Origin of the sequence: Methylocella sp. CPCC 101449, from assembly GCF_031921685.1 — a bacterium.
GTDB lineage: Bacteria > Pseudomonadota > Alphaproteobacteria > Rhizobiales > Beijerinckiaceae > Terripilifer.
The window spans coordinates 487324-508913 of record NZ_JAPDHU010000001.1; the positions used below are offsets into that span (position 1 = coordinate 487324).

Below are 21590 nucleotides of genomic sequence, written 5' to 3' on the forward strand. Positions count from 1 at the left end.
TCAGACGCCAAACCACGGGCCGATGATCGCCACGGGCATGCCAAGCCCTTTGACAAAAACCAGACTGCACGCCGCGCCCATCAACAACCCATAGGCGATCATCATCAGAGGGCGGAAAGGCCTGGATGCCAAAGCTGCCACGACGCAACAGGCGAGAACAGCGGGCAGCAGACCGGCGCCCCGCACCGTGAGGCCGAACACCACGATGGAGGCAACGATGACTGCGATGTTGCCGAACTGAAACGAGAGCGGTTCCCCATCCTTAGCCCGCAAGGATTTGATGGCGACGAACAAGCCCATGGCGATCAATGCAACCGACACCATCGCCGGGAAACCACCGGGGCCGATTTTGCGCCAGGTGCCAAAGGACAGACCATAACTGCCGACAAGAAAGGCCGCGCCGATCAGAACGAACAACAGCCCTGCGATGGTTTCGCTGTTAAGCCGCGAATTCATTCTTTTTCCCCTTCGTTATTATTCCACGTCCATCCGCCACGAACTCCGGCGGCTGGTAGACTCTGACCTGCGGCGCTTCACCAGAGAACCGCGTGATCTCGACAAGACAGGCATTGGGGCTCGGGCCTTGCGACAGACGTGAAGTGCCATGGTCCGGCGTGAGCACGTTCGGATTGCCGTTCAGTTCGAGCGCCTCCGGTGTGCCCGACTTCCAGGGATCGAACCAGGCACCGGTGGCGAGCTGGACGACACCCGGCATCACAGCCTCGGTCAAAGCGACGATCGCCAAGCAGGCGCCACGGTCGTTACTGATCTTCGCCAGATCGCCTTCGGCAAGCCCCCGTGCGGCAGCATCGCGCGGATGAATGCGCACCGGCTGGCGACCGCAATGCTTGGTCTTGCGCGAGGGCGCCGCATGATCCCACTGGCTGTGCAGTTTATCGTGCGGCTGGCAGGAGAGCAGATGCAACGGGAAATGCTCAGCGCTCTTGGCGCCCAGCCATTCCGCTGGCTCCAGCCACGCGGCGTGACCAGGACAATCAGCATAGCCGAAACTGGCGATCCGCGAGGAGAAGAGTTCAATGAGGCCCGATGGCGTGCGCAGCGGATGGGCCTGCGGATCGGCGCGAAATGGTGCCAGGAATGGGCGAGACGTCGCATGCTCGACGAGATCGATCAGCCCGGCGGCACGAAAATCCGCGATCCCCGGCAGTTCGATGCCGCGACCGGCAGCATCGTTTCGCGCTTCGCCGTAGAGCCGTTCAAGCCACTGGGCTTCCGTCAGACCTTCGGTGAAGGCTTCCTCCGCACCGAGGCGCGCGGCGAGGCGACGCAGAATCTCATGATCGGTCGGTACGTGCTGGGGGGCTTCCGCCACGCGCGAGGAATAGGCGATGAAACTGTCGCGACCGCTGGCCACCACATCGTCGCGCTCGAGAAAGGTCGAGGCCGGCAATACGATGTCGGCATGACGGGCCAGCGGATTCCACCAATGTTCGTGCACGACCACGGTTTCGGGGCGCTGCCAGGCCTCCGTCAGCCGATTGAGATCTTGATGATGGTGGAACGGATTGCCGCCCGCCCAATAGATGAACTTGATATTGGGATAGGTGCGTTTCGCACCGTTGTATTCATATTCACGGCCAGGCGAGAGCAGCATGTCGGCAATGCGCGCCACCGGAATGATTTCACGTTCGGGATTTCGCCCCTGCGGCAGAGACGGCCAGCGTACGACGGACGAGGGCTGGCCGATGCTGCCGACCGAGGCATAGCCAAAGCCGAAGCCCTGTCCGGGAAGACCGATGCCGCCGAGCAGAGCAGCCAGCGTGACCAGGGCCCAATAAGGTTGCTCGCCATGATCGGCCCGCTGCAACGACCAGGCCATCATCAGAAAGGTCTTACGCGACGACATTTGCGTGGCGAGGCCGCGAATGGCGTCCGCGGCAAGCCCTGTGATCGCCGACGCCCATTCGGCATCCTTGACGATGCCGTCCGTTTCGCCCGCCAGATAAGCCTGCACCTGCTCGAAGCCAATTGTGTAGCGCTCCACAAAAGCCTTGTCGTAGCGATCGCTGGCAATGAGCGTGTGCGCCAAGGCGAGCAGCAGTGCCGTATCGGTGCAAGGACGCAGGGCCATCCATTCCGCGCCCAATTCGTCGGCCGTATCGTCGCGCACCGGCGTAACATTGATAAGACGCGCACCGGCATCGCGGCAGGCGAGCAGTGCCGAGCGTGCGGTGTGATGCACGATGCCGCCAGAATTGACCTGCGCATTGCGCAAAGGCGTGCCGCCAAACATGACGATCAATTCGGCATGTCCAGCAATCAGGGACCATGGTGTGTGGCCCGTAGTCATGCTCTCAGTCGTGCCGATCACATGCGGCAACACCACTTCGCCGGCGGCATAGCTATAGGTCTGAACCGAGCGGACGGAACCGCCGACCATGTTGAAGAAACGCTTGAGCTGGCTTTGCGCGTGATGGAAGCGCCCGGCGCTCGACCAACCGTAAGAGCCTGAAAAAATCGCCTTGCTGCCGTAAGTCTCGCGAACCCGCGTGATTTCGCTGGCGACCAGATCGAGCGCTTCGTCCCAGGACACTTCGACGAACGGCTCGGCGCCCCGTCGGCCTTTGGCCGTTCCTGGTCCGTGTTCGAGAAAAGAGCGCCGCACGGCGGGTTTGAGAATCCGGGACGGCGCAAGCCGGTCTGCGATCAAACCGGCGGCGAAAGCCGCCGGATCGTCATCTTGCGCAAGCGGGCGCAGCGTTTCGGGCGATCCTTGATGTTCGTAGAAGCCCCAATGCGACCCGATCAGTCTGGACGACGAAGGCTCCGGGCGTTCCTTCTGGTGTTTGGACATGTCCGGAGACTTCGACATCGTCACTCGACCTTCAGATTTCCAGCTTTGATGATGTCCGCATAGCGCTTGCTTTCATCGACGACGAAAGCCTGCAGGTCGGTGCTGTTCTTGTACATCGGCTCGAAACCGAACACGGTGAGCTTTTCCTTGAACTTGTCGGACTTCACCACCTTGGCGATGGCGTCGTTCAGATAAGCGGCGGCCTTCGGATCGAGATTCTTCGGGCCCCAGACCGCATACCAGGACAGCATTTCGAGAGCCGGCATGCCGCTTTCGGCAACGGTCGGCACATTGGGCGCGAGCGGCGAACGCGTGGCGCTGGTGACCGCCAGCGCTTTCAAGCGGCCGGATTTGACGTGCGGCAGCGAGGACATCATCGGGTCGGCCATGAGCTGAACCTGGCCGCCCATCAGATCGGACAGCGCCGGGCCGGCACCTTTGTAGGACACAACATCCGTGTCGATGCCCGCCTGTGCCTTCAACGATTCGATCGCCAGATGGCCGGCGGAGCCATAGCCGGACGTGGCGAAATTGAAGGCGTCCGGATTGGCCTTCACCGCGGCGAAGAATTCCTTGAGTGTATTGGCCTTCGTGCTCGGCGGCGTGCTGATGATCAGCGGGCCAGCGGCAACGCCAGCGATGCTGGTGAAATCGTTGATGACGTCGAACGGCACCTTCTTGTTGAGAAGTGGCGTCACGACGTGGATCGAGGCATTGAACAACAGCGTATAGCCATCCGGCGTCGATTTCACGACCTCGGAAGCGCCGACCACACCATTGCCACCGCCCGCACGATTGTCGACGACGAAGACCTTGCCGGTCGTCTCCGCCAGCTCGGCCACGAGGACGCGCGCGACGCTGTCAACCGATCCGCCCGGCGGGAAAGGAACGACGATGCTGACCGGACGAGACGGAAACTCCTGCGCCAGCGCAGCTCCCGCCAAGGGCGCTGCCAACAGCAGCGAAAGCAACAGTGATCCAACGCGCTTCATGAATGGCTCCATTGTTCCAATTTTCATTGTCTGAGCTCGCCGCACCCACACCGGGCAGCGGCGCGCGCCGGCTTCAAGCCGCCGCCAAATGATGATCGGTCACGTCAAAACGTGCCGGGATATTGACCCCCGTCCACGAGCAGATTTTGTGCCGTCACGAAGCCGGCCTGCGTGGAACAGAGAAAAGCAATATAGGCACCGATCTCGTCGGGAGAACCGTAGCGGCCCGCTGGGTTCTGGGACGCGCGCTCGCGCCAGATGTCATCATACGGCCGCCCCGTGGTCTGCGCCAGACTTTCGACATGTTGGCGCTGTCCGTCGGAGGCGACGATCCCGGGGAGAAGATTGTTGATAGTCACATTGCGCGCGATCGTCTGCCGCGCGATGCCGGCAACGAAACCGACGAGGCCGGAACGCGCAGCGTTCGACATGCCCAGTTCCGGCTGAGCGATTTTGACGCTGCGCGAGACGATGTTGACGACACGGCCGAAGCCACGCGCCATCATGCCATCGATGGTCAGGCGGATCATCTCGATCGGCGTCAGCATCATGCGATCGACGCCACGGATCCAGTCTTCGCGGCTCCAGTCGCGGAAATCGCCCGGCAGTTCGCCGTCGGCATTGTTCAAGAGAATGTCCGGCTCGGGGCAGGCAGCCAGGGCAGCCTGTCGGCCGGCCGGCGTCGTGATATCGCCGGCGACCGCCTGAACTTCAACGCCTGTCGCGTCGCGAATGTCGGCGGCGGCTTTCTCGAGCGTTTCCGGCGTGCGCGCCAGAATCGTCAACGCCACCCCTTCATGCGCCAGCGCCAGGGCCGCCGCCTTGCCCATGCCCCGGCTCGCGCCGGTGACAAGAGCCTTTTTGCCAGAAATGCCAAAATCCATCAGACGCGCCCTTACGCTGCAGCGGCCAGCGCGCGCTTGAGATTCCAGCCATAGACTTTATCGAGGCCGAGTTCCTGCACGATGCGAACACCGCGCGCCAGAGCCTCGCCTTCCAATCCCGTCAGCGGACGGCGCAGCTCGCCGGCCGGCAGACCGACGGCCTTCATCAGCGACTTGATGGCGACCGGATTGATGGCCGAATAGTTGAAGTGCAGCAACGGCAGCAGACGCAGATAGGTTTCCTTGAAACCTTCCGCTTCCGCATAGGACGTCCAGGGCTTCGAAATGGTGGCGACTTCCGCCGGCGCGATATTGCCGCCCATGTTAGCCGTGCCGTGGCCGCCGAGGCTCATGGTGGGGACGACGAGGCCGAGATTGGGGCTGTCACAGCACATGACCGACACATCGGGCTTGGCCGCCAGAATCTGCGCCACCTGACCGACGCGGGTGGTCGACTCTTTGTGGATGACGTAGTTCGGATGTTTGAAGATGCGCAGCAGGTGATCCCAGTGCAGATCGCTCTTCACGCGCGGCGGATTGTTGTAGATGCCGAGCGGCAGATCGGTGGCATCGGCGATTTCGAGGAAATAGCTTTCGATGTCGGCTTCTGGCGCGCAGATATAGGCCGGCGCGGCGAGGATGGCGCCATCGGCGCCATTGGCGCGCGCGAAGCGAACGTTCTCGATGGTGGTGTCGGTGTTATTGCCGGTGCAGCCGAAGAACAGTGGCATCTTGGCCGATTTCATCTTCGCGGTTTCGACGATGATCTTCTTCTTCTCGTCCGGCGACAGCATCGAGACTTCGCCGGTCGAACCCATGATCAGAATCGCGGAGGTGCCGTGCGTCTCATGAAATTGCAGCAGTTCCCGGAAGGCGCCAAAATCCACGCCGCCCGAGCGGTCGAAGGGAGTGATCAGGGCAACGAAAGAACCGGTGATTTTCGGGGTCGCAGCAGACATCGAGACGCTCCGTGACGGATTTAAAACAGTTTTTCAAACGTAGTTTAAATTCAGCCGTCGTCAACGTCTTTCTCGAAGCATTACGCCCGTAAATCGAGCAGGGATTGCTCGATTTACGGGCCATTTAACCGTTTTCTCCGATTAATCGTGCCTGCGCGTGGTCAAGCTTCGGGCATCGAGCCGTTAGCGAAACAGCTTGGCGGTTGGATCGGCGGCGGGGCTGGCAAAGCCCGCGCATACGAAGCTGACGAGCTGGGCGATGATCTGTTCGTCGTCCGTCGTATCGCACAGCCCACCCGAGAGCTGCTTCAGGCGCGAGGTCGACGGCTCGGAATCGATCAGCACCTGCATGATCGCGCCAATGGCGAAATTGTAACGCCAAAAGATATCGCGGCGGCCGAGCGACGGCAGCGCCCGGGCGAAGGCGTCGATGAAACGAAACACGACGGGATCGACGCGGCGAATGAAGAAACGCGTCGTCATCTCGCGCGGGCGCGAACGCACCTGGAGAAGAAACCGCGTCAGTGGGCGCGCGCCGGATTCGTCGCGGCTGAGCCGGACCATGGGACGCACGAGCGCTTCCACGACGGCGGCCACGCTCGGCCCATCCTGATCGGCGGCGGCCTCACAGGCTTCGAGCGACCTCAGACGCGCGTTGGTGTAGGGCTCCATCATGAGATTGAGGACTTCGCTGATCAGCTCGTCCTTGGAGCCAAAATAATAGTTCACCGCCGCCAGATTGACGTCGGCGCGCAGAGTAATCTCGCGCACGGTCGCCAGATCGAAGCTCTGCTCGATGAAAACCTCCCGCGCGGCGGCGATGATGCGCGCACGGGGATCGTCCACCTTTTCAGAGGCACTTACGGTTTCAGCCAAGCGAGCTTTTTTGACCATTCGCGTCTATCTATGTCCTTCGCCACATCACGCGTTTTTCCGTCTGAACACCGGCACCCTTTGGCGCTGGCCTGGGAAAATTCGCGACGTTCTTCCTGTGTTTTGATTGATGATTTTGCAGCCGTTGTAAACTTGCCATTGGCGAGACACCAATACGGCGCATGCCTCCAGAGACTTCTCGCCCAGTTTCGAATCATTCAAATTATTAAATGGAAACAACGGATTGCGAGAAAATTCCGGTTCATGTTACGGACCTTTGTCGATCCGCGCGGCGGTGTCCGACGTGAGTGACCTGTATGAGTGTGCGCGCCATCGACATCGCTTATCTATACGCGTCCGAGCGCGGGCGATTGCGCCAACTGGTCCGTCGCTTCGTCGACAACAGGGCCACCGCCGACGATTTGGTGCAGCAGGCGTTTGAAAAACTGCTGCGCGTCGCCGATGCCGGTCCTATCGACAATTGCCCGGCTTATCTCACCTGCACCGTCCGCAATCTCGCGCTCAATCATTTGCGCGACCAAGCTCGGCATGCCGAAGTCGTCGTCGCCGATATCGAACTGCATGGCATGGCGGATGCCAGCCCGTCGCCCGAAACCACGGCCATCTATCGCTGCGAACTGCGCCGGGTTCTCGCGGCGGTGGCCGCGCTGCCGCCGCGCCGCCGGGAAGCTTTCGTGCTGAACAAGTTCGAGGGAATGAGCTACGATGAAATCGCTGCGCGCCTGGGTATCTCGCGCCATACGGTAATTTCGCATATCGTCATCGCGCTTGCGGATCTCGATCGCCAGCTCGGATAGAATGGGCCGCATCAGGGATCGCAACGGTCACGATATGAAAGAGGAAGCCACAGATCCCGTCGTCATGGAGGCGCTGGAATGGTTCGTGCGGATGCGCGACGACAAAGTCAGCCCCGCCGACCGGCAGGCTTTCGACGCCTGGCTAACCGCTGACGAGACGCATCTCGCCGCCTGGCGACGTGCCGAGTCCTTGTGGAAGCGCTTTGACATCGCGCAACCGGAATTCGATCGCGCGCGGCGCGGCGGCCGTAGCCTGTCGCGCCGTAAGATTCTATTCGGCTCGATCGTCGCGGCCGCCGGCGGCGGTGTCTATCTCTTGAGCAGTTCCGATCTGGCGGCGGATTGCGTGACCGGCGTGGGAGAACGCAAGACATTCCCCCTGGCGGACGGCAGCTCGGTCGAGTTGGGCAGTTCCTCGGCGCTCTCGATCAAGTTCAGCGACAGCGCCCGACGGCTCGTGCTGCATCACGGCGAGGGTTTCTTCGATGTGGCGGCCGACAGCCGGCGACCGTTCATCGTTGAGGCCGCGGATGGCACCGCGACGGCGCTGGGAACGCGCTTCAATTTGAAATATATCGACGGCATCGCGACCGTGGCCGTCAATCAACACGCCGTGCTCGTCCAGGCCGGAGCGGTTCCAGCGGTGCGGATCGATAACGGCTGGCAGGTGAGCTATGGCAGCGACGGCCTCGGCCAACCCTCACCCGCCAATTTAGAGACAATCGAAGCCTGGCGGCGGGACCGACTGGTTTTTCAGGACGCACCGCTTGGCCGCGTCTTGAGCGAACTCGGGCGCTATCGCCGCGGGCGCATCATCCTGATGGACAAGCAGGTCGGCACCATCCCCGTGACGGCCATTTTCCATACGAAACAAGCCGACAATGCCCTGCGCACGATCGCCGACACCCTGCCGATCCGTGTTTTCTACGCTACCAACTATCTGGCTTTCGTATCCGCCGGCCAATAGAGCGTTTTCAAGCGAAGTGGACGCCGGTTCGCGTGAAGAAAACGCGTCAAAACAAGCGCCCGATCCTCTTCCGCAAAAAAATTCAAAAGGCGTTCATTAGTTCGGCGTGCCCCGGTGTCGTACCTTATGGGGGCCATCAATCAGATCGCCCTCATGGTTAGCACTCCCGCCGGACGCGGGTCAGCGCGCAGGCAGGGCAATGCAGTCTTCCTTTCAGAATGATGTTTTCCAGAATCAGCCTCTTAACCGGCTGAGAAATCGGTCTCTTCTTCTCGCTCTCACGGTCACGACGGCGCTGGTCGCGATTTCCGCGATCGCCGCACCGGCGGCAGCTCAAACAGCGAACACAGCCGCGAGAACCAATTTCGATATCCGCCCCCAGCCCTTGTCCGAAGCCCTGGTGCAATTTTCCAACGCCACTGGCTTGCAGCTCTTCTTCAATATGGATCTCGCCCGGGGCCTCCAATCGCCTGGTGTGCAAGGTTCGCTCAGCCGAACGGAAGCGCTGAACCGCATCCTATCCGGGTCCGGCCTGCAATATTCCTTCGCCAATGCCACCACGGTGACCATCCGGCGCAACGAACAGCGCTCGCAGAATTCCGGCGTTCCGCCCGTTGAAGGCGGCATCATGCTCGACGAAATTCAGGTCGATGGCGGCAGCGGCGGCGTCATCACCGCGAGCGGCTATGTCGGCCGTAGCAGCGCGACCGGCACGAAGACCGACACGCCCTTCGTCGAGACGCCGCAGTCGATCTCCTCCGTGACCGAGAAGCAGTTGGAGGATCGCAAGCCGCAATCGCTGCTCGAGGCCATCTCCTACACACCGGGCGTCCGGGTGAACGCCTATGGTACCGACCCGCGCTACGATTCATTCTTCGTGCGTGGGTTCAATATCACCAATACGGGCGTCTTCCGCGACAATCTGCGCCAGCCCACCGCCGGCTATGGCATCTTCATGACCGAGCCCTATGGCATCGAAGGCATTTCGATTCTGCGCGGGCCTTCCTCGGCGCTTTATGGCGCAACGGGCGCGGGCGGTCTCTATAACGTCATTACAAAGCGGCCGACCATGACGCCTTTGCGTGAGATCGGCATTCAATACGGCACCTATGATCGGCGGCAGGCGCAGTTCGACCTTTCCGGTCCCGTTGAGGGCGTCGACACGCTCTACTATCGCCTGACGGGCGTTGGCCGCGTGGCGGGGACGGAATTCAAATCGGTGCCCGACGATCGCGTCTACATCGCACCGGCACTGACCTGGAAGCCCAACGAAGACACCAAGCTGACGATCCTCGGCGAATATTCGCGCGCCAAAACTGGCGGCAGCCCGGGCTATTACAACGACTATTACGGCCACGTCACCCGCATTGAATCCGGCGATCCGGCTTACGGCGGTATGACCCATGAGCAGGCGCGGATCGGTTGGGAACTCGAACACCGGATCAACGACACTTTCACTGTTCGCCAGAACGCGCGCTATTCGACCCAGGATATCGACGCCAAATATGTCTATACCTACAATGGCGCGGCCCATGCGCTTGATCCGACCCTGATCGATCGCGGCTCCGGACGCGATGTGCAGAGGCTCGATGCCTTCGTCATCGACAATCAACTGCAAACCAAGATTTCTACAGGGCCGCTCGATCATACGATCCTGACGGGCGTCGATATTACCTGGACGCGTTTCCGCGCCTCTTCGGGAACGGGTACGGCGCCGCCATTGAACATGCTGATCCCCAACTATGGCGGTTATATCGCACCGGTCGCACTCACCTCGCTTGCCAGTCAGCGACAGATGCAAACCGGCGTCTACGTGCAAGACCAGATCCGTCTCGGCGGCTGGACTCTGACGGTCGGCGGACGGCACGATTGGGTGTCCACGAAAACAGAAACGACCGACCTGACAACCGCCACGCTGACCTCAGCGCAACAGGACGATCGCGCGTTCTCCGGCCGCGTCGGCCTCTCTTATAAGACGCCGTTCGGCCTCGTTCCCTACGTCAGTTTCTCGACCGCCTTCTCGCCCAACATCGGCTGGAACAAGACGACCCAATCCACATTCAAGTCGACGACCAGCGTACAGCAGGAGATCGGCGTCAAATATCTGCTGCCCGACACCAACATCATGCTGACGGCGGCCTTGTTCAACGTCGACCAGAAGAACGGCATTTTCTATGAGGTGATCAACGGCATTAATATGCAGGTGCAGCGCGGCAAGCTTCGCTCCCGCGGCGTCGAACTGGAAGCCGTCGCCAGCCTCGACAATGGTGTCTCCTTTGCCGCGTCCTATACTTTCACCGAGCTTAAAGTGCTCGAAGGGCCTTCGACCACTGTCGGCAAATATGTGTCGAGCGTTCCCTTGCACACGGCTTCGCTCTGGACGAACTACAAACTGCCGACGGATAGCGTCCTCTATGGGCTGAGCGGCGGTGTTGGTGCCCGCCTCACCAGCTCCAGCTATGGCGACGACAAGAACAGTCTGAAGAACAGTGCCCGCGCCGTTTTCGATGCCTCCCTGCGCTTCGACTTCGAGGCCGTCAGTCCGCAACTCAAGGGCGTGAGCCTCCAGGTGAACGCCACGAACCTGTTCAATCGCCGGGATACGACCTGCACGTCTGGCTATTGCTATCCCGATCCAGGCCGAACGGTACTCGGAAGCCTGAAATACACTTGGTAAGCCCCGCGCTCGGCAAGCGATGACCGCTTGCCGAGCGTCGACATTTTTCATCAATGAAAGTTTCAGGAGAAAAACGTGCGCGCCCTCTTCACGCTCATTCACCGCTGGATAGGGCTCGCGATCGCCTCCTTCATCGTCGTCAGCGGTCTGACCGGCGCGATCATCTCCTGGGACCATGAACTCGACGATCTGATCAATCCGCACCTGATGTACAGTACCCAGCAGGACGAACGACTGCCGCCACTGGAGATCATCAGGCGCGTACAGGTGGCCGAGCCGCGGGTCTTCATCACTTATATGGCGCTGAATCCGGAAGCCGGGAAGACCTATGAGCTCGTCGTCGAACCCAAGACAGATCCTGCGACGGGCAGGCTCTACGATCTCGATTTCAACCGGCTCTATTACGATCCGGTCACGGGCGAGGAGGTCGGCCGGCGCAATTGGGGCGCCGCATGGCCTGTCACGCGCGAAACGGTCATCTCGTTTCTCTACAAGCTGCATTATATGTACCACATCCCCGCCATGTGGGGCACCGACCGCTGGGGCTATTGGCTGCTCGGCATCGTCGCTCTGGTCTGGACGATCGATTGTTTCATCGGCTTTTATCTGACGCTGCCGCTAAGGCAGGCGAAGCGCAAGCAGCGTGCGGCGCAGGGGGCACGACAGCCGGGCAAAAGTTATTGGGAGCGCTGGAAGCCAGCCTGGAAAATCAAAACGAACGGCAGCGCCTATCGCATCAATTTCGACATACACCGCGCCTTCGGACTCTGGTTCTGGCTGGTCCTTTTTGTCGTCGCATTCACGGGCTTCTCGCTGAACTTGTATCGCGAAGTGTTTTATCCGGTCATGTCGATGGTTTCGAAAGTCACGCCGGACATTTTCGCGACGCGGCCGCCGACGCCCATCGATCAACCGATTGTTCCCAAACTGACCTTCGCCGAGATTTTGCAGAAGGGCGAAACCGAAGCAAAGGCGCTTGGCATCAAGGAGCCGCCGGGCGCGCTGTTCTATGCACCGCGATGGGGCGTCTATGGTGTGAGCCTGTTTGAACCGGGCGAGGGGCATGGCACCGGCGGCGTCGGACCAGAATTTCTCACCTTCGATCAAGGCGACGGGCGCTCGCTGGGCCGACGGACGCCCTGGAAGGGAACGGCCGCCGATATTTTCGTGCAGGCGCAGTTCCCGCTGCATTCAGGACGCATCCTGGGCATACCAGGACGTATCCTGATTTCTCTGGCCGGGCTCGTCTGCGCCGCCCTGGCGATCACCGGCGTGGTGATCTGGTATCGAAAGCGACGGGCACGGATGCGGGTCCGCGTGGCGGAACTCGATCGTGCAACACCAATGCTGCAGCCCGTGACCGTTCGCGCCAAACGCTGAGGCGGCGCTATTAAAGTTTGTCGAAAGCAGTGCCGCTTCGCTCAAGCGCAGGCAAAGCGGCTTGTAGATGATTCATTTCGCATCGATAGAAGACTTTCTTGCACGTCTTCCCTCAAGCGCTGTCTTTCGGCCTCAGAAAGCCTATTCGTAATCTTGCGCAGCCAACCGACGAGATCGCCGTCCGAGGTTTCCAGCCGATCATAGAGAGCACGGCCGATCCGCGATCCTTCGTTTTGGTACTTCTGCACCAAATATCCGATCAGGCCCTGTTCGATAATCACCGCGTCGGGAGAGATATCCATGGGCATCAGACAGGTGCAGAACGGTGAATGGATCGGGTTGGAGACGGCCTGATCCCATAGCTCCGCGATCGGTTGCCAGGGATCATTCCGCTCATACTGCAATCCAAATTTCACCGTTCTTCGTCCTTGAAACAATCGCTTAGGGAGAGATTTCCTCCAAGACCTTTCCTGACGTCTCCTCAGCGAACAGGGTACAGATGATTCCGCCCACCAGGGAAATGCAGCCGACGAAGAGGAACACGCCTGCCGTTCCGCCGATCGGCAAGATCCAGCCGACGACCAGCGGACCGAAGATCGAGGCCACGCGCAGCCAGAATGTCGACCAGGCGGTGCCAAGAGCGCGCATGCGTGTCGGATAGAGTTCGGGCACATAGAGATAGAGCGCGCCCGAACAGATCGAGACGAACAACATGCTTAGCGCGGCAGCGATGCGGACGCTGTCGGCCGTTCCGCCTTGCAGATACCAGAGGGCGAAGAGCGGCAGCGAACCAGCGATGAAGCAGAAGGCAAACATCCGTTTTCGTCCTGTCCAATCGATGATCATCGCCGCAACCAAGAATGAGATCATGCTCATCACCTGTTGCAGCAGAGCATAATTAATCGATTCCTGGACCGACAGATTATAGACCGTACGATAGATCGTCGGCAGCCACACCATGAGGCCATAAGTCACCATATAGGCGCAGATCCACAGCAGGCTGACGACGATGGTCCGCTTCAGATAGATACCCTTGAACAGTTCAGAAATGCCGATATGCGCCTTGGCCGGCGGTACCGGCAGATCGGGCACCGGCGGCAATGGACGTGTACCATTGGCGGATACGGCCGCTTCGATCTTTGCCATCGATGCTTCCGCTTCGGCTTGACGCCCGCGCGACGCCAGCCAGCGCGGCGATTCCGGGCACCACATGCGCATGGCGATGACAATAAAGGCCGGAACCGAGCCGATATAGAACATCCAGCGCCAGCCATAGGTCGGCACGATCCATGAGGCAAGCAGAGCCACGACGAGCAAGCCCGCCGGGAATACCGCTTCATAGAAGAGGAAGAAGCGTCCACGTCCCTTCGCCTTGGCGATTTCATTGATATAAGCCGCCGCCAATGGGACTTCGCCGCCGAGGCCGATGCCCTGGAAAAAACGATACCAGAACAATTGCTCATAGTTCTGCGCATGAGCGCACATCAAGCTCATGATCGCGAAGATCAGAACGGTGAGCATGGTCATGCGCACGCGCCCGTAGCGTTCGCCAAGCCAACCGAACAGCAGAGCACCGACGGCCTGGCCGGCGAAGCCGATGGAGAACAACGGCCCGATCTGGGCCGGCGAGAAGTGCCACTCGCCCAAAAGTTGCGGCACGATATAGGCGATCGCCAGAGCATCGAAGGCGTCAAAGAATGTTGCCACACCGAGAATGATGCGCATTCTGACATGCCATGGCGAATATGGCAGGCGCTCGATGCGCGCGGCGATCTTGATTTCATCCTGCGCGGTTGCGCCGGTCACCAAAGTCATCACGTCCCTCCCCTTTTAATCTTCCCTCCGCCCTTCCGCTTTTTCAGCCCGTGGGCGTCACGAGTTCCCCTGCCTCTTGAATCGTTCGGCGCGCGCGCAGAGCGCGTGTCTGTTCCAGATCGACCTTGCCGCTCGGATCGACCGCCACGCCATAGATCGAAGCGGCGGCCTCCCGACTGACATAGCCTTCGACCACATCGCGGGCGACCGCATCGGCGGAGCGTTCATGCGGATCGCCGAAGCCACCGCCACCGCCGGAATTGATGCGATAGGCATCGCCCGCACGGAGGCGATGCGCGGCGATCTTGGCGTTGGGCAAATCCTCCTGCCACACGCCGTTGGTACGAAGCGCAATGCCATTGCCGGCGCCTTCCAAGCCGCCATGCAATCCCCACGGACGGCAATGGGCCCGCTCGATGGTAGAATTGACCGACATGGGCGCCAACGCCTGCACGATAATCTCCGCACCCAGGCCACCGCGTTGCCGCCCCGGGCCACCGGAATCCTGACGCAGCTCGTATTTTTCGATCATCAGCGGGTATTTACTTTCGACCTGTTCGGTGGGGCTGTTGTGCGTATCACCATCGTTGATGCACACCGTCACCGAGACACCGTCTTCCGAAGACTTGGCGCCCCAACCGCCGCCGACCGGGCCGATAGCCGCGATGTAAAAGCGGCCGTCGGCCGGCGAGACGCCATGCAAGGTCGACGTCACCAGATCGGCGTGATGCCCGGCGATGACGCGGTCAGGAATGGCGCCGGAGAGCGCCTTGAAAATGGTATCGACGACCGTCATCGGAAACGTCATCCACCAGCGCATCGGTGCCGGACGCTGGGCGCTGATGACGCGCCCCTCAGGCATCACCACTTTCAGAGAACGAAAGCTGCCATCGTTCACCGGATGATCGGTCGGCGTCGTCAGACACTTATAGGCGACCTGGGCGCAAGCATAACCCGTGGTGATGCCGGAATTGTAATATCCGCGTACCTGCCGCGCCACGTCGCTGAGGTCGATGGTCATTTCATCGCCCGACACTTCGACACGCACTTTGATCGGCACCCGCTTGCCGATGTCGATGCCGTCGTCGTCCATGAAGGATTCGGCTTCATAGACGCCATCGGGAATGGTCAACGTATTGGCACGTGCCGCGGCCTCGGTGTGATCCATGATGATGCGAATGGCATTGAGAACCGAATCGCGGCCATAGCGGTTCACCAGCTCGAGGAAGCGACGCTCACCGGTGGTCACGGCCGTCACCTGCGCCCGGAGATCGCCCAGGCCCAATTCGGGCAAACGAACGTTCATGGCGATGAGATCGAGCAGGTCCTGATTGACCACCCCGGCCTTCTGATACTTCAGAATGGGGATTTGCAGACCTTCCGAATAAATATCGGTGGTCACCATACCGATAGCGCCACCGATATCGATCCAGTGCGCCATGCAGCAGGTGAAGGCGATCAGCTCGCCTTCATGGAAGATCGGTAAGGTGAAGGTTACGTGATTGAGATGGCTGCCGGTGATATAGGCATCATTGGTGACCAGAATGTCGCCGGGCTGGATGCCGCCGCGTGTCTCGAAATGGCGGAGTTTGGCTTTCACCGTCTCCGACATGCCGCGAATGAACATCGGCAGGCCGAGCCCGATCGAGATCGTCTCGCCGGTGGCGGTAAACAGACCGACCGTGAAATCGAGCGCCTCGTAGATGATCATATTATAGGCGGTGCGCATCAGATTGGTCTTCATCTCTTCGGTCACGGCGATCACGCCGTTGCGAACGATTTCAACCGTGATGGGATCCACACCCGCCGCATCGAGAGCGACGGAAGCCGAACGGGCAGTCATGACAAAGTTCCAATCGCGATGTTGAGATTGCCGAAACGGTCGACCAACAGCTTGTCGCCGGGTGCCACGACCGTCGTGGAAGCATGTTCTTCAATGAGGGCTGGCCCCGCGATGTGGTTTCCGGCCTGAAGTTTCGTGCGCACATAGATGGGCGTCGAGACCCAGCCACCGGCTTCGCGGAAATAAACATCCTTGCGGGAGCGCAAAGCCTCCGCCGGCGGCGCGTCTGTCCCTTGCGATACTTCGCTGCGCGGCGGCTTCGGCACGGTGCCGATCACCGTGACGCGGACGCTGACGAGGTCGGCCGGTTCATGGGGCGCCGACGTGCCATATCTTTGCAGATGCACGGCATCGAAGAGCTTCTTGATGCCGTCGCGATCCTGGCGCTCGAACAGTTCGCTCGGCACTTCGACCGTGACCGCATGTTCCTGGCCGACATAGCGCATGTCGGCATAGCGCGTGATCAGGACGGCTTCCGGGCGCACGGCCGAACCGGCGATCGCATCCCGCCCCTGCTCCTCCATGTCGCGATAAAGCGCTTCGATCGTGTCGAAGGGCGCCGTCGCCAGCTTTTGGAAGCAGGATCGCACGTAGTCGTAACGCAGATCGCTGAACAACATGCCGTAGGCCGAGAAATGCCCTGGCGAGAAGGGAATCAGCACGCGCGTGATGCCGATTTCGCGCGCGATGGCCGAAGCGTGCAGCGGGCCCGCGCCGCCATAAACCACCATGGCGAAGCCGCCAGCATCGAGGCCACGTTCGGTGGTGACACCCTTGACGGCATAGGACATGGCCGTCACGGCGATGCGGATGATCCCTTCGGCCGCCTGATCGATGTCGAGCCCGAGCGGATCGGCTACTTGCTCCTTGATGGCACGCCGCGCCGCTTCAACATCCAAGGCCATTTCTCCGCCGAGGAAATGCCCGGCATCAAGACGACCAAGCACCAGATTGGCATCGGTCACTGTCGGATCCTGGCCACCGCGTCCGTAGCAGGCGGGACCTGGCATGGAGCCAGCGCTTTGCGGCCCGACCCGCAACGCATTGCCCTCGGCAAGCCGCGCAATCGAGCCTCCGCCCGTCCCTACTTCGAAAATATCGATCATCGGGATCTGGATCGGCAGTGCGCGTTCATAGCCGCCGATCAAGGCGCTGCCTGTCGTCAGCGGTTGATTGTCCTTGATCACGCCTGCTTTGGCCGTCGTCCCGCCCATGTCGAAGGCGATGGCGTCGGAGAGGCCGAGCTGGGCGCAGATCGCTTGCGTGCCGATGACACCTGCGGCCGGTCCCGATTCCAGCATGCGTACGCAATCGCGGCGCGCGTGCTCGACCGGAAACAAGCCGCCCGTCGACTGAACGGCGAAGAAATCGCCAGGAAATTTTTTCGTCTCGAGATGGCGTTCGAGTTCGCCAAGATAAGTGCCGACGCGCGGCCCGACATAGGCATTGGCAACGACCGTCGAAGCTCGCTCAAACTCACGATATTCCTGCGACAATTCATGAGAGGCGCTGACGAAGACATCCGGAATTTCTTCCTGGATGATCTCTTTCACCCGCTGCTCATGCTGCGCATTGCGATAGGAATGCAGCAGCAGAACGGCGACCGCTTCCACGCCCCGTTCGCGCAGCTCGCGCGCCACTGTGCGCACGCGCTCTTCGTCCAGCACTTTATGGACGGCGCCATCGGCGCGCAGGCGCTCGCTGACCTCGTAGCGCCAGGAGCGGTTCACCAGCGGATCATGCTTTTGAAAGAAGAGGTTATAGGCGTCCGGCCGATTGATGCGGCCAATCTCATAGATGTCGCGGAAGCCTTCGGTGATCAGCAGCGCGGTCTGGGCCCCGTTGCGTTCCAGCAAGGTGTTGATCGCTATCGTTGAACCGTGAAGGAACAGATAGGCGTTTTCGAACGAAACGTCGGCGCCTTCCACCGTTTGCTGAATGCCGTCGACCAAAGCCCCATGCGTCGAGAGCGCCTTGCCGAAAGACAGCATCCGGCCGCGCTCATCAAAGGCTGCAAGGTCTGTAAACGTCCCCCCGATATCGACCGCGATCCGCAAACTGGGCTGCGCAGGCTCCCTCCCCGCATTCAACATCAATCGTTCCTCACTCAAGTCACGCGCATCCAGATCGGCTATGAGCGGCGTTTCCTATTTTCATCTATGATGAAACCATTCACTATAGATGCATAACGGCCGAGGAGGCGTCAAGCCTTTTGACTTGCCTTTTGACTTGCCCTGGCAACTCAGCTTTTTAGGCCCAGCTTGATCGCATCGTGATGCATCCGCCGCGCCTGGCCCGCATGGTGGACATGGAGATTTCGGAGACCGCATGCCCGCCAAAAGGGTCAAACCCGCCAAACCGACCAACAAACGCGATCCGTCAGGCATTCAATCGGTGGAAATCGCCTTGCGCGTACTGCAAACGCTGATGCGTCAGAACGGCGCCACGAGCCTTGGCGATCTGTCGCGCGCCACAGGTCTGCAGCCGAGCAAGCTGCATCGCTATCTCGTCAGCCTGGTGCGATCCGGCATGGCGGGAAAATCAGTAACCACGGGTCTCTACGATCTCGGCCCCGCGGCGCGGCAACTCGGCGTCGCCGCCTTCAGCCGTTTCGACAGTTTCGGAATCGCGCAAGAGCGCGTCGTGGAGCTCGTCAATGAAACCGGGCACGATGCGCTGCTCTACATCTGGTCCGAACATGGCGCGACCCTCATCGGCCAGCAGACCGGCGTGCATCCGATGCCGATGATGCTACGGCTGGGATCGACCGTTCCGCTGCGCCGCTCCGCCGTCGGCCATGTCTTTCTCGCTTATCTTCCCGAGACCCACACCGCGCCACTGGTGTTGGAGCAAAGGGGAGATGAAATCGAAGCGGAAGACGATAAGGCGGTGCAGCAGCGGCTCGAACAAATCCGCAAGGATCAATATTACTGGTCGAGCCAGACCATTCTTCCCGGTGGCGTGGTTCTGGCCGTCCCTGTCTTTGGGACGCAGCAGCAACTCCACAGCGTGCTGGCGATCGCGCTTCCGGTCCGCGCGGCGACGCAGCAGCGCAAAGCGGTTCTCATCAAGAAAGTGGTCGAGATCGCCGCCGCGCTTACCCAAGAGCTGGGAGGCGCGGAAAGCGCTTAGTGGGAGACCGCCATCATCCGGTGTTGCCGAGATAATGGCGGTCGATCTTGCCGGCCTTACGCCGGAACCAGAGCCAGCACGCGCAGCGGGCTGCCAGAGCCCTTTTCGATCTTCAGCGGCGCGGTGATGAGGACAGCGCCGGTCGGCGGCAGTTTGTCGAGATTGCACAGGCTCGCAAGACCCAGCTTGTTGGCGCCATGCATGAGATGATGCGCCGGGAAAGCCGGCTCGAACGCGAAGGCCTGTCCCGCATCGGTACCAACCGCTTCAACGCCCCAGCCATTGACGTTGCGTTGCTCGACGAGGAATTTCACCGCCGCGGCCGACGGCCCCGGGACATGCGGACCATCTTCCTTCATATTGAGGAAGGCAGACGGATCTTCGCGCTTCGACCAATCGGTGCGCATCAACACCCAGGAACCATCGGGAATGCGGCCATGGCGCGCCTCCCACGCTTCGATGCCGGCCGGCTCGAGCAGAAACTTTTCATCGGCTGCCGCTTCCTTCGAACAATCGATAACAACGGCTGGCGCGATAAAGCGATCGATCGGAATGGTGTCGGTATAGCCATTCGCATTGTGCTGGCCGGTGACCCAATGGCAGGGCGCATCGAGATGGGTGCCGGTATGTTCGCCGCAGGCGATGTTGTTCCAATACCAGGCCGGCCCGCGCTCGTCATAGCGGGAGATTTCGGTGGTGCTGAAGGGGTCGGACTGCGCGAAGGGCGGCGGCAGTTGAATGACCGGCGTCGACGGTCGCAAGGTCTGCGTCAGATCGACCATGCGAATCTGCCCGCTCGATATGACCGAGACGAGCTGTGTAAGAAGCGCTGCTGACATATCCTTGCTCTCCTTCGACTGACCATAACCGGACTGAACCTTCGTGGAGCGGCCCGAAAAGCGTTTCATCGCCTCCGCGAAACCGCCGCTGACGATATCGATGTCGTTGGCGACCACGACGATATCGAATCCCTGCTGCCGCCGTTTCAGAGCGGCCTCCGCTTGCCCGGTGAAAATACCGCACGGCACGCCGGCTTTCCGGCAGGCCGCAAGCACCTTCAGGCAGGCCTCTTCATGGCGGCCATCGATTTCGGGAAAACAGCCCAAGGAAATCGCCAAGTCGCCGGTTCCGATGAAAACAAAATCGATGCCAGGCGTGCGCGCGATGGCTTCGGCCTGTTGCACGCCCTGCGCGGTTTCGATCATGACGGCAACGACGGTGCGCTCTACCGCTGCCTGATAATAAGCCGCGAAATTGCGGCCCAACGGGCGCACGCCACCGCCCGAACGGCTGCCTTGCGGCGGAAAGCGCGCAGCAGACACCACGGCGGCAGCTTCGGCCGGCGTCTCGATCAATGGAACGATGACGCCTTCGGCGCCCGCATCCAGCGCCTGACCGATGGCCAGCGCGGAATTTTCAGCCACACGCACCAGAACCGGAGCACGGGTGCCGACCGGGCCGATCGCTTCCTCGATGGTGCGGCGTTCCCACAACCCGTGCTGAGCGTCGATGACAACGGCATCAGGATGGGATTCGAGCGCCAATTCGACAATCGCCGGCGTGCCCATCGACATCCAGAAAAGACCGACGGACGCATTGCGACCAATCTGGCGCCGCAGATATATCCCCTCCGCATCGGTCATTCCTATCTCCTGCGCCCGATTATCTTCAGCCTAGCGCGGCGGAAGCGCAACAGGCGAATGTTATCTTGCCCGACCACCGCGCACCGAAAGAGTGTGAAACGGATAATGCGCCGCTTCGCCCGTGAACGGCGGGAAACTATGAAAATCCTGCCGAAGCGCGTCGCGAACAGGTGAGAGCATGGCGGCATTCATGGCGTCGGCACTGTCGAACACGGTCTTGTTGCGCTGCATGGAGGTGCGGAACGGAAACGGCAGGCCGGAAATGACGACGGCTGGCGTATAAATTTCAATGCCGCGAATACCAGGGAATTTCGACAACAGATGCGGATGCTTGCCGACATAGAAGCGATGCCACGCCTGTTCGTCCTCCGCCGGGCCGGCATATTCGACGAGATAGCTGAGAAGACCTTCAGGCGATGTGGATGTGGCCACGGGCTGCGGCTCGGCGACTGGATAGCGACGGGTCAGCATGGCTTGGTGCGAGGCGATCGCGCCCGCGACGCTCGGCAAAAAGTGCGGATCGGCGAGACAGGACAGATAACCGCCGGCCTGCAGGCCATTTTCAAGATCAGCGATCTCAGCGAATTCAAGCTGCAGAACGAGAACCGGCGCTCCGCCAAGATCGGCGTAATGGGGATCATGGGCCTGTGCCGGCGAAAAGACATGACCTTCGATCAGGCCTGGGCACCCTCGCAAGAGTGCTGCCAGTGCCTGCCGATCATAAGGATCGAGAGCCGGGTTGGCTTCTTTCGAGCGATCCCATTGACAGAACCAAGAAATCGTCATGCGCCT

17 protein-coding genes are annotated in these 21590 nt (G+C 60.7%); 5 read left to right on the plus strand and 12 right to left on the minus strand.

The window, feature by feature from the left end:
- From OIM99_RS02190 to OIM99_RS02215, 6 genes are all read right to left on the minus strand, one after another.
- Entirely contained in the window at positions 1–456 is a 456-nt protein-coding gene (locus OIM99_RS02190) for a tripartite tricarboxylate transporter TctB family protein (RefSeq protein ID WP_311848675.1), read from the minus strand.
- On the minus strand, positions 440–2815 hold the full coding sequence (locus tag OIM99_RS02195) for a molybdopterin-dependent oxidoreductase (protein WP_311848676.1): 2376 nt from the start codon (positions 2813–2815) through the stop codon (positions 440–442). The genes OIM99_RS02190 and OIM99_RS02195 overlap by 17 nt, the downstream gene beginning before the upstream one ends.
- A gap of 20 nt (positions 2816–2835) precedes the next feature.
- The gene (locus OIM99_RS02200; RefSeq protein WP_311848677.1) at positions 2836–3807 is read right to left on the minus strand and encodes a tripartite tricarboxylate transporter substrate binding protein; all 972 of its coding nucleotides are present in this window, start codon (positions 3805–3807) and stop codon (positions 2836–2838) included.
- A gap of 104 nt (positions 3808–3911) precedes the next feature.
- Positions 3912–4691 carry an SDR family oxidoreductase gene (locus tag OIM99_RS02205; RefSeq protein ID WP_311848678.1) on the minus strand — a complete coding sequence of 260 codons (780 nt, stop codon included), beginning with the start codon at positions 4689–4691 and terminating at the stop codon, positions 3912–3914.
- A gap of 11 nt (positions 4692–4702) precedes the next feature.
- Entirely contained in the window at positions 4703–5650 is a 948-nt protein-coding gene (locus OIM99_RS02210; protein ID WP_311848679.1) for a 4-hydroxy-tetrahydrodipicolinate synthase, read from the minus strand.
- Between the two features lie 183 nt (positions 5651–5833).
- Positions 5834–6544, minus strand: a complete 711-nt coding sequence (locus tag OIM99_RS02215; RefSeq protein ID WP_311848680.1) for a TetR/AcrR family transcriptional regulator — start codon at positions 6542–6544, stop codon at positions 5834–5836.
- Between the two features lie 296 nt (positions 6545–6840).
- Here OIM99_RS02215 and OIM99_RS02220 point away from each other — a divergent pair, with 296 nt between their 5' ends.
- The 4 genes from OIM99_RS02220 to OIM99_RS02235 all read left to right on the plus strand — a co-directional run bounded on the left by OIM99_RS02220 (position 6841) and on the right by OIM99_RS02235 (position 12365).
- The gene (locus OIM99_RS02220; protein WP_311848681.1) at positions 6841–7341 is read left to right on the plus strand and encodes a sigma-70 family RNA polymerase sigma factor; all 501 of its coding nucleotides are present in this window, start codon (positions 6841–6843) and stop codon (positions 7339–7341) included.
- A 34-nt stretch (positions 7342–7375) separates the two neighbouring features.
- The gene (locus OIM99_RS02225; protein ID WP_311848682.1) at positions 7376–8308 is read left to right on the plus strand and encodes a FecR family protein; all 933 of its coding nucleotides are present in this window, start codon (positions 7376–7378) and stop codon (positions 8306–8308) included.
- Between the two features lie 400 nt (positions 8309–8708).
- Complete coding sequence (locus tag OIM99_RS02230; RefSeq protein WP_311848683.1) at positions 8709–10985, plus strand: TonB-dependent siderophore receptor; 2277 nt, start codon at positions 8709–8711, stop codon at positions 10983–10985.
- A 75-nt stretch (positions 10986–11060) separates the two neighbouring features.
- Positions 11061–12365, plus strand: coding sequence for a PepSY-associated TM helix domain-containing protein (locus tag OIM99_RS02235; RefSeq protein ID WP_311848684.1), 1305 nt, complete (start codon positions 11061–11063; stop codon positions 12363–12365).
- Positions 12366–12406: 41 nt separating this feature from the next.
- Here the strand turns inward: OIM99_RS02235 and OIM99_RS02240 are convergent, their stop codons facing one another.
- From OIM99_RS02240 to OIM99_RS02255, 4 genes are read right to left on the minus strand one after another with little or no spacing between them, the layout of a single operon-like run.
- Entirely contained in the window at positions 12407–12781 is a 375-nt protein-coding gene (locus OIM99_RS02240) for a hypothetical protein (protein ID WP_311848685.1), read from the minus strand.
- Between the two features lie 25 nt (positions 12782–12806).
- The gene (locus tag OIM99_RS02245; RefSeq protein ID WP_311848687.1) at positions 12807–14180 is read right to left on the minus strand and encodes an MFS transporter; all 1374 of its coding nucleotides are present in this window, start codon (positions 14178–14180) and stop codon (positions 12807–12809) included.
- A gap of 43 nt (positions 14181–14223) precedes the next feature.
- Entirely contained in the window at positions 14224–16023 is a 1800-nt protein-coding gene (locus OIM99_RS02250) for a hydantoinase B/oxoprolinase family protein (protein WP_311848688.1), read from the minus strand.
- Positions 16020–18116 carry a hydantoinase/oxoprolinase family protein gene (locus OIM99_RS02255; RefSeq protein ID WP_311848689.1) on the minus strand — a complete coding sequence of 699 codons (2097 nt, stop codon included), beginning with the start codon at positions 18114–18116 and terminating at the stop codon, positions 16020–16022. Before OIM99_RS02255 ends, OIM99_RS02250 begins: the two co-directional genes overlap by 4 nt.
- A gap of 235 nt (positions 18117–18351) precedes the next feature.
- On the opposite strand from OIM99_RS02255, the gene OIM99_RS02260 reads away from it, so the two are divergent.
- Positions 18352–19155 carry an IclR family transcriptional regulator gene (locus OIM99_RS02260; RefSeq protein WP_311848690.1) on the plus strand — a complete coding sequence of 268 codons (804 nt, stop codon included), beginning with the start codon at positions 18352–18354 and terminating at the stop codon, positions 19153–19155.
- Between the two features lie 56 nt (positions 19156–19211).
- Here the strand turns inward: OIM99_RS02260 and OIM99_RS02265 are convergent, their stop codons facing one another.
- Both OIM99_RS02265 and OIM99_RS02270 read right to left on the minus strand, forming a co-directional pair.
- Positions 19212–20798 carry an aldolase/citrate lyase family protein gene (locus OIM99_RS02265; protein ID WP_311848691.1) on the minus strand — a complete coding sequence of 529 codons (1587 nt, stop codon included), beginning with the start codon at positions 20796–20798 and terminating at the stop codon, positions 19212–19214.
- Between the two features lie 60 nt (positions 20799–20858).
- On the minus strand, positions 20859–21584 hold the full coding sequence (locus tag OIM99_RS02270) for a hypothetical protein (RefSeq protein ID WP_311848692.1): 726 nt from the start codon (positions 21582–21584) through the stop codon (positions 20859–20861).
- Positions 21585–21590: the final 6 nt, after the last annotated feature.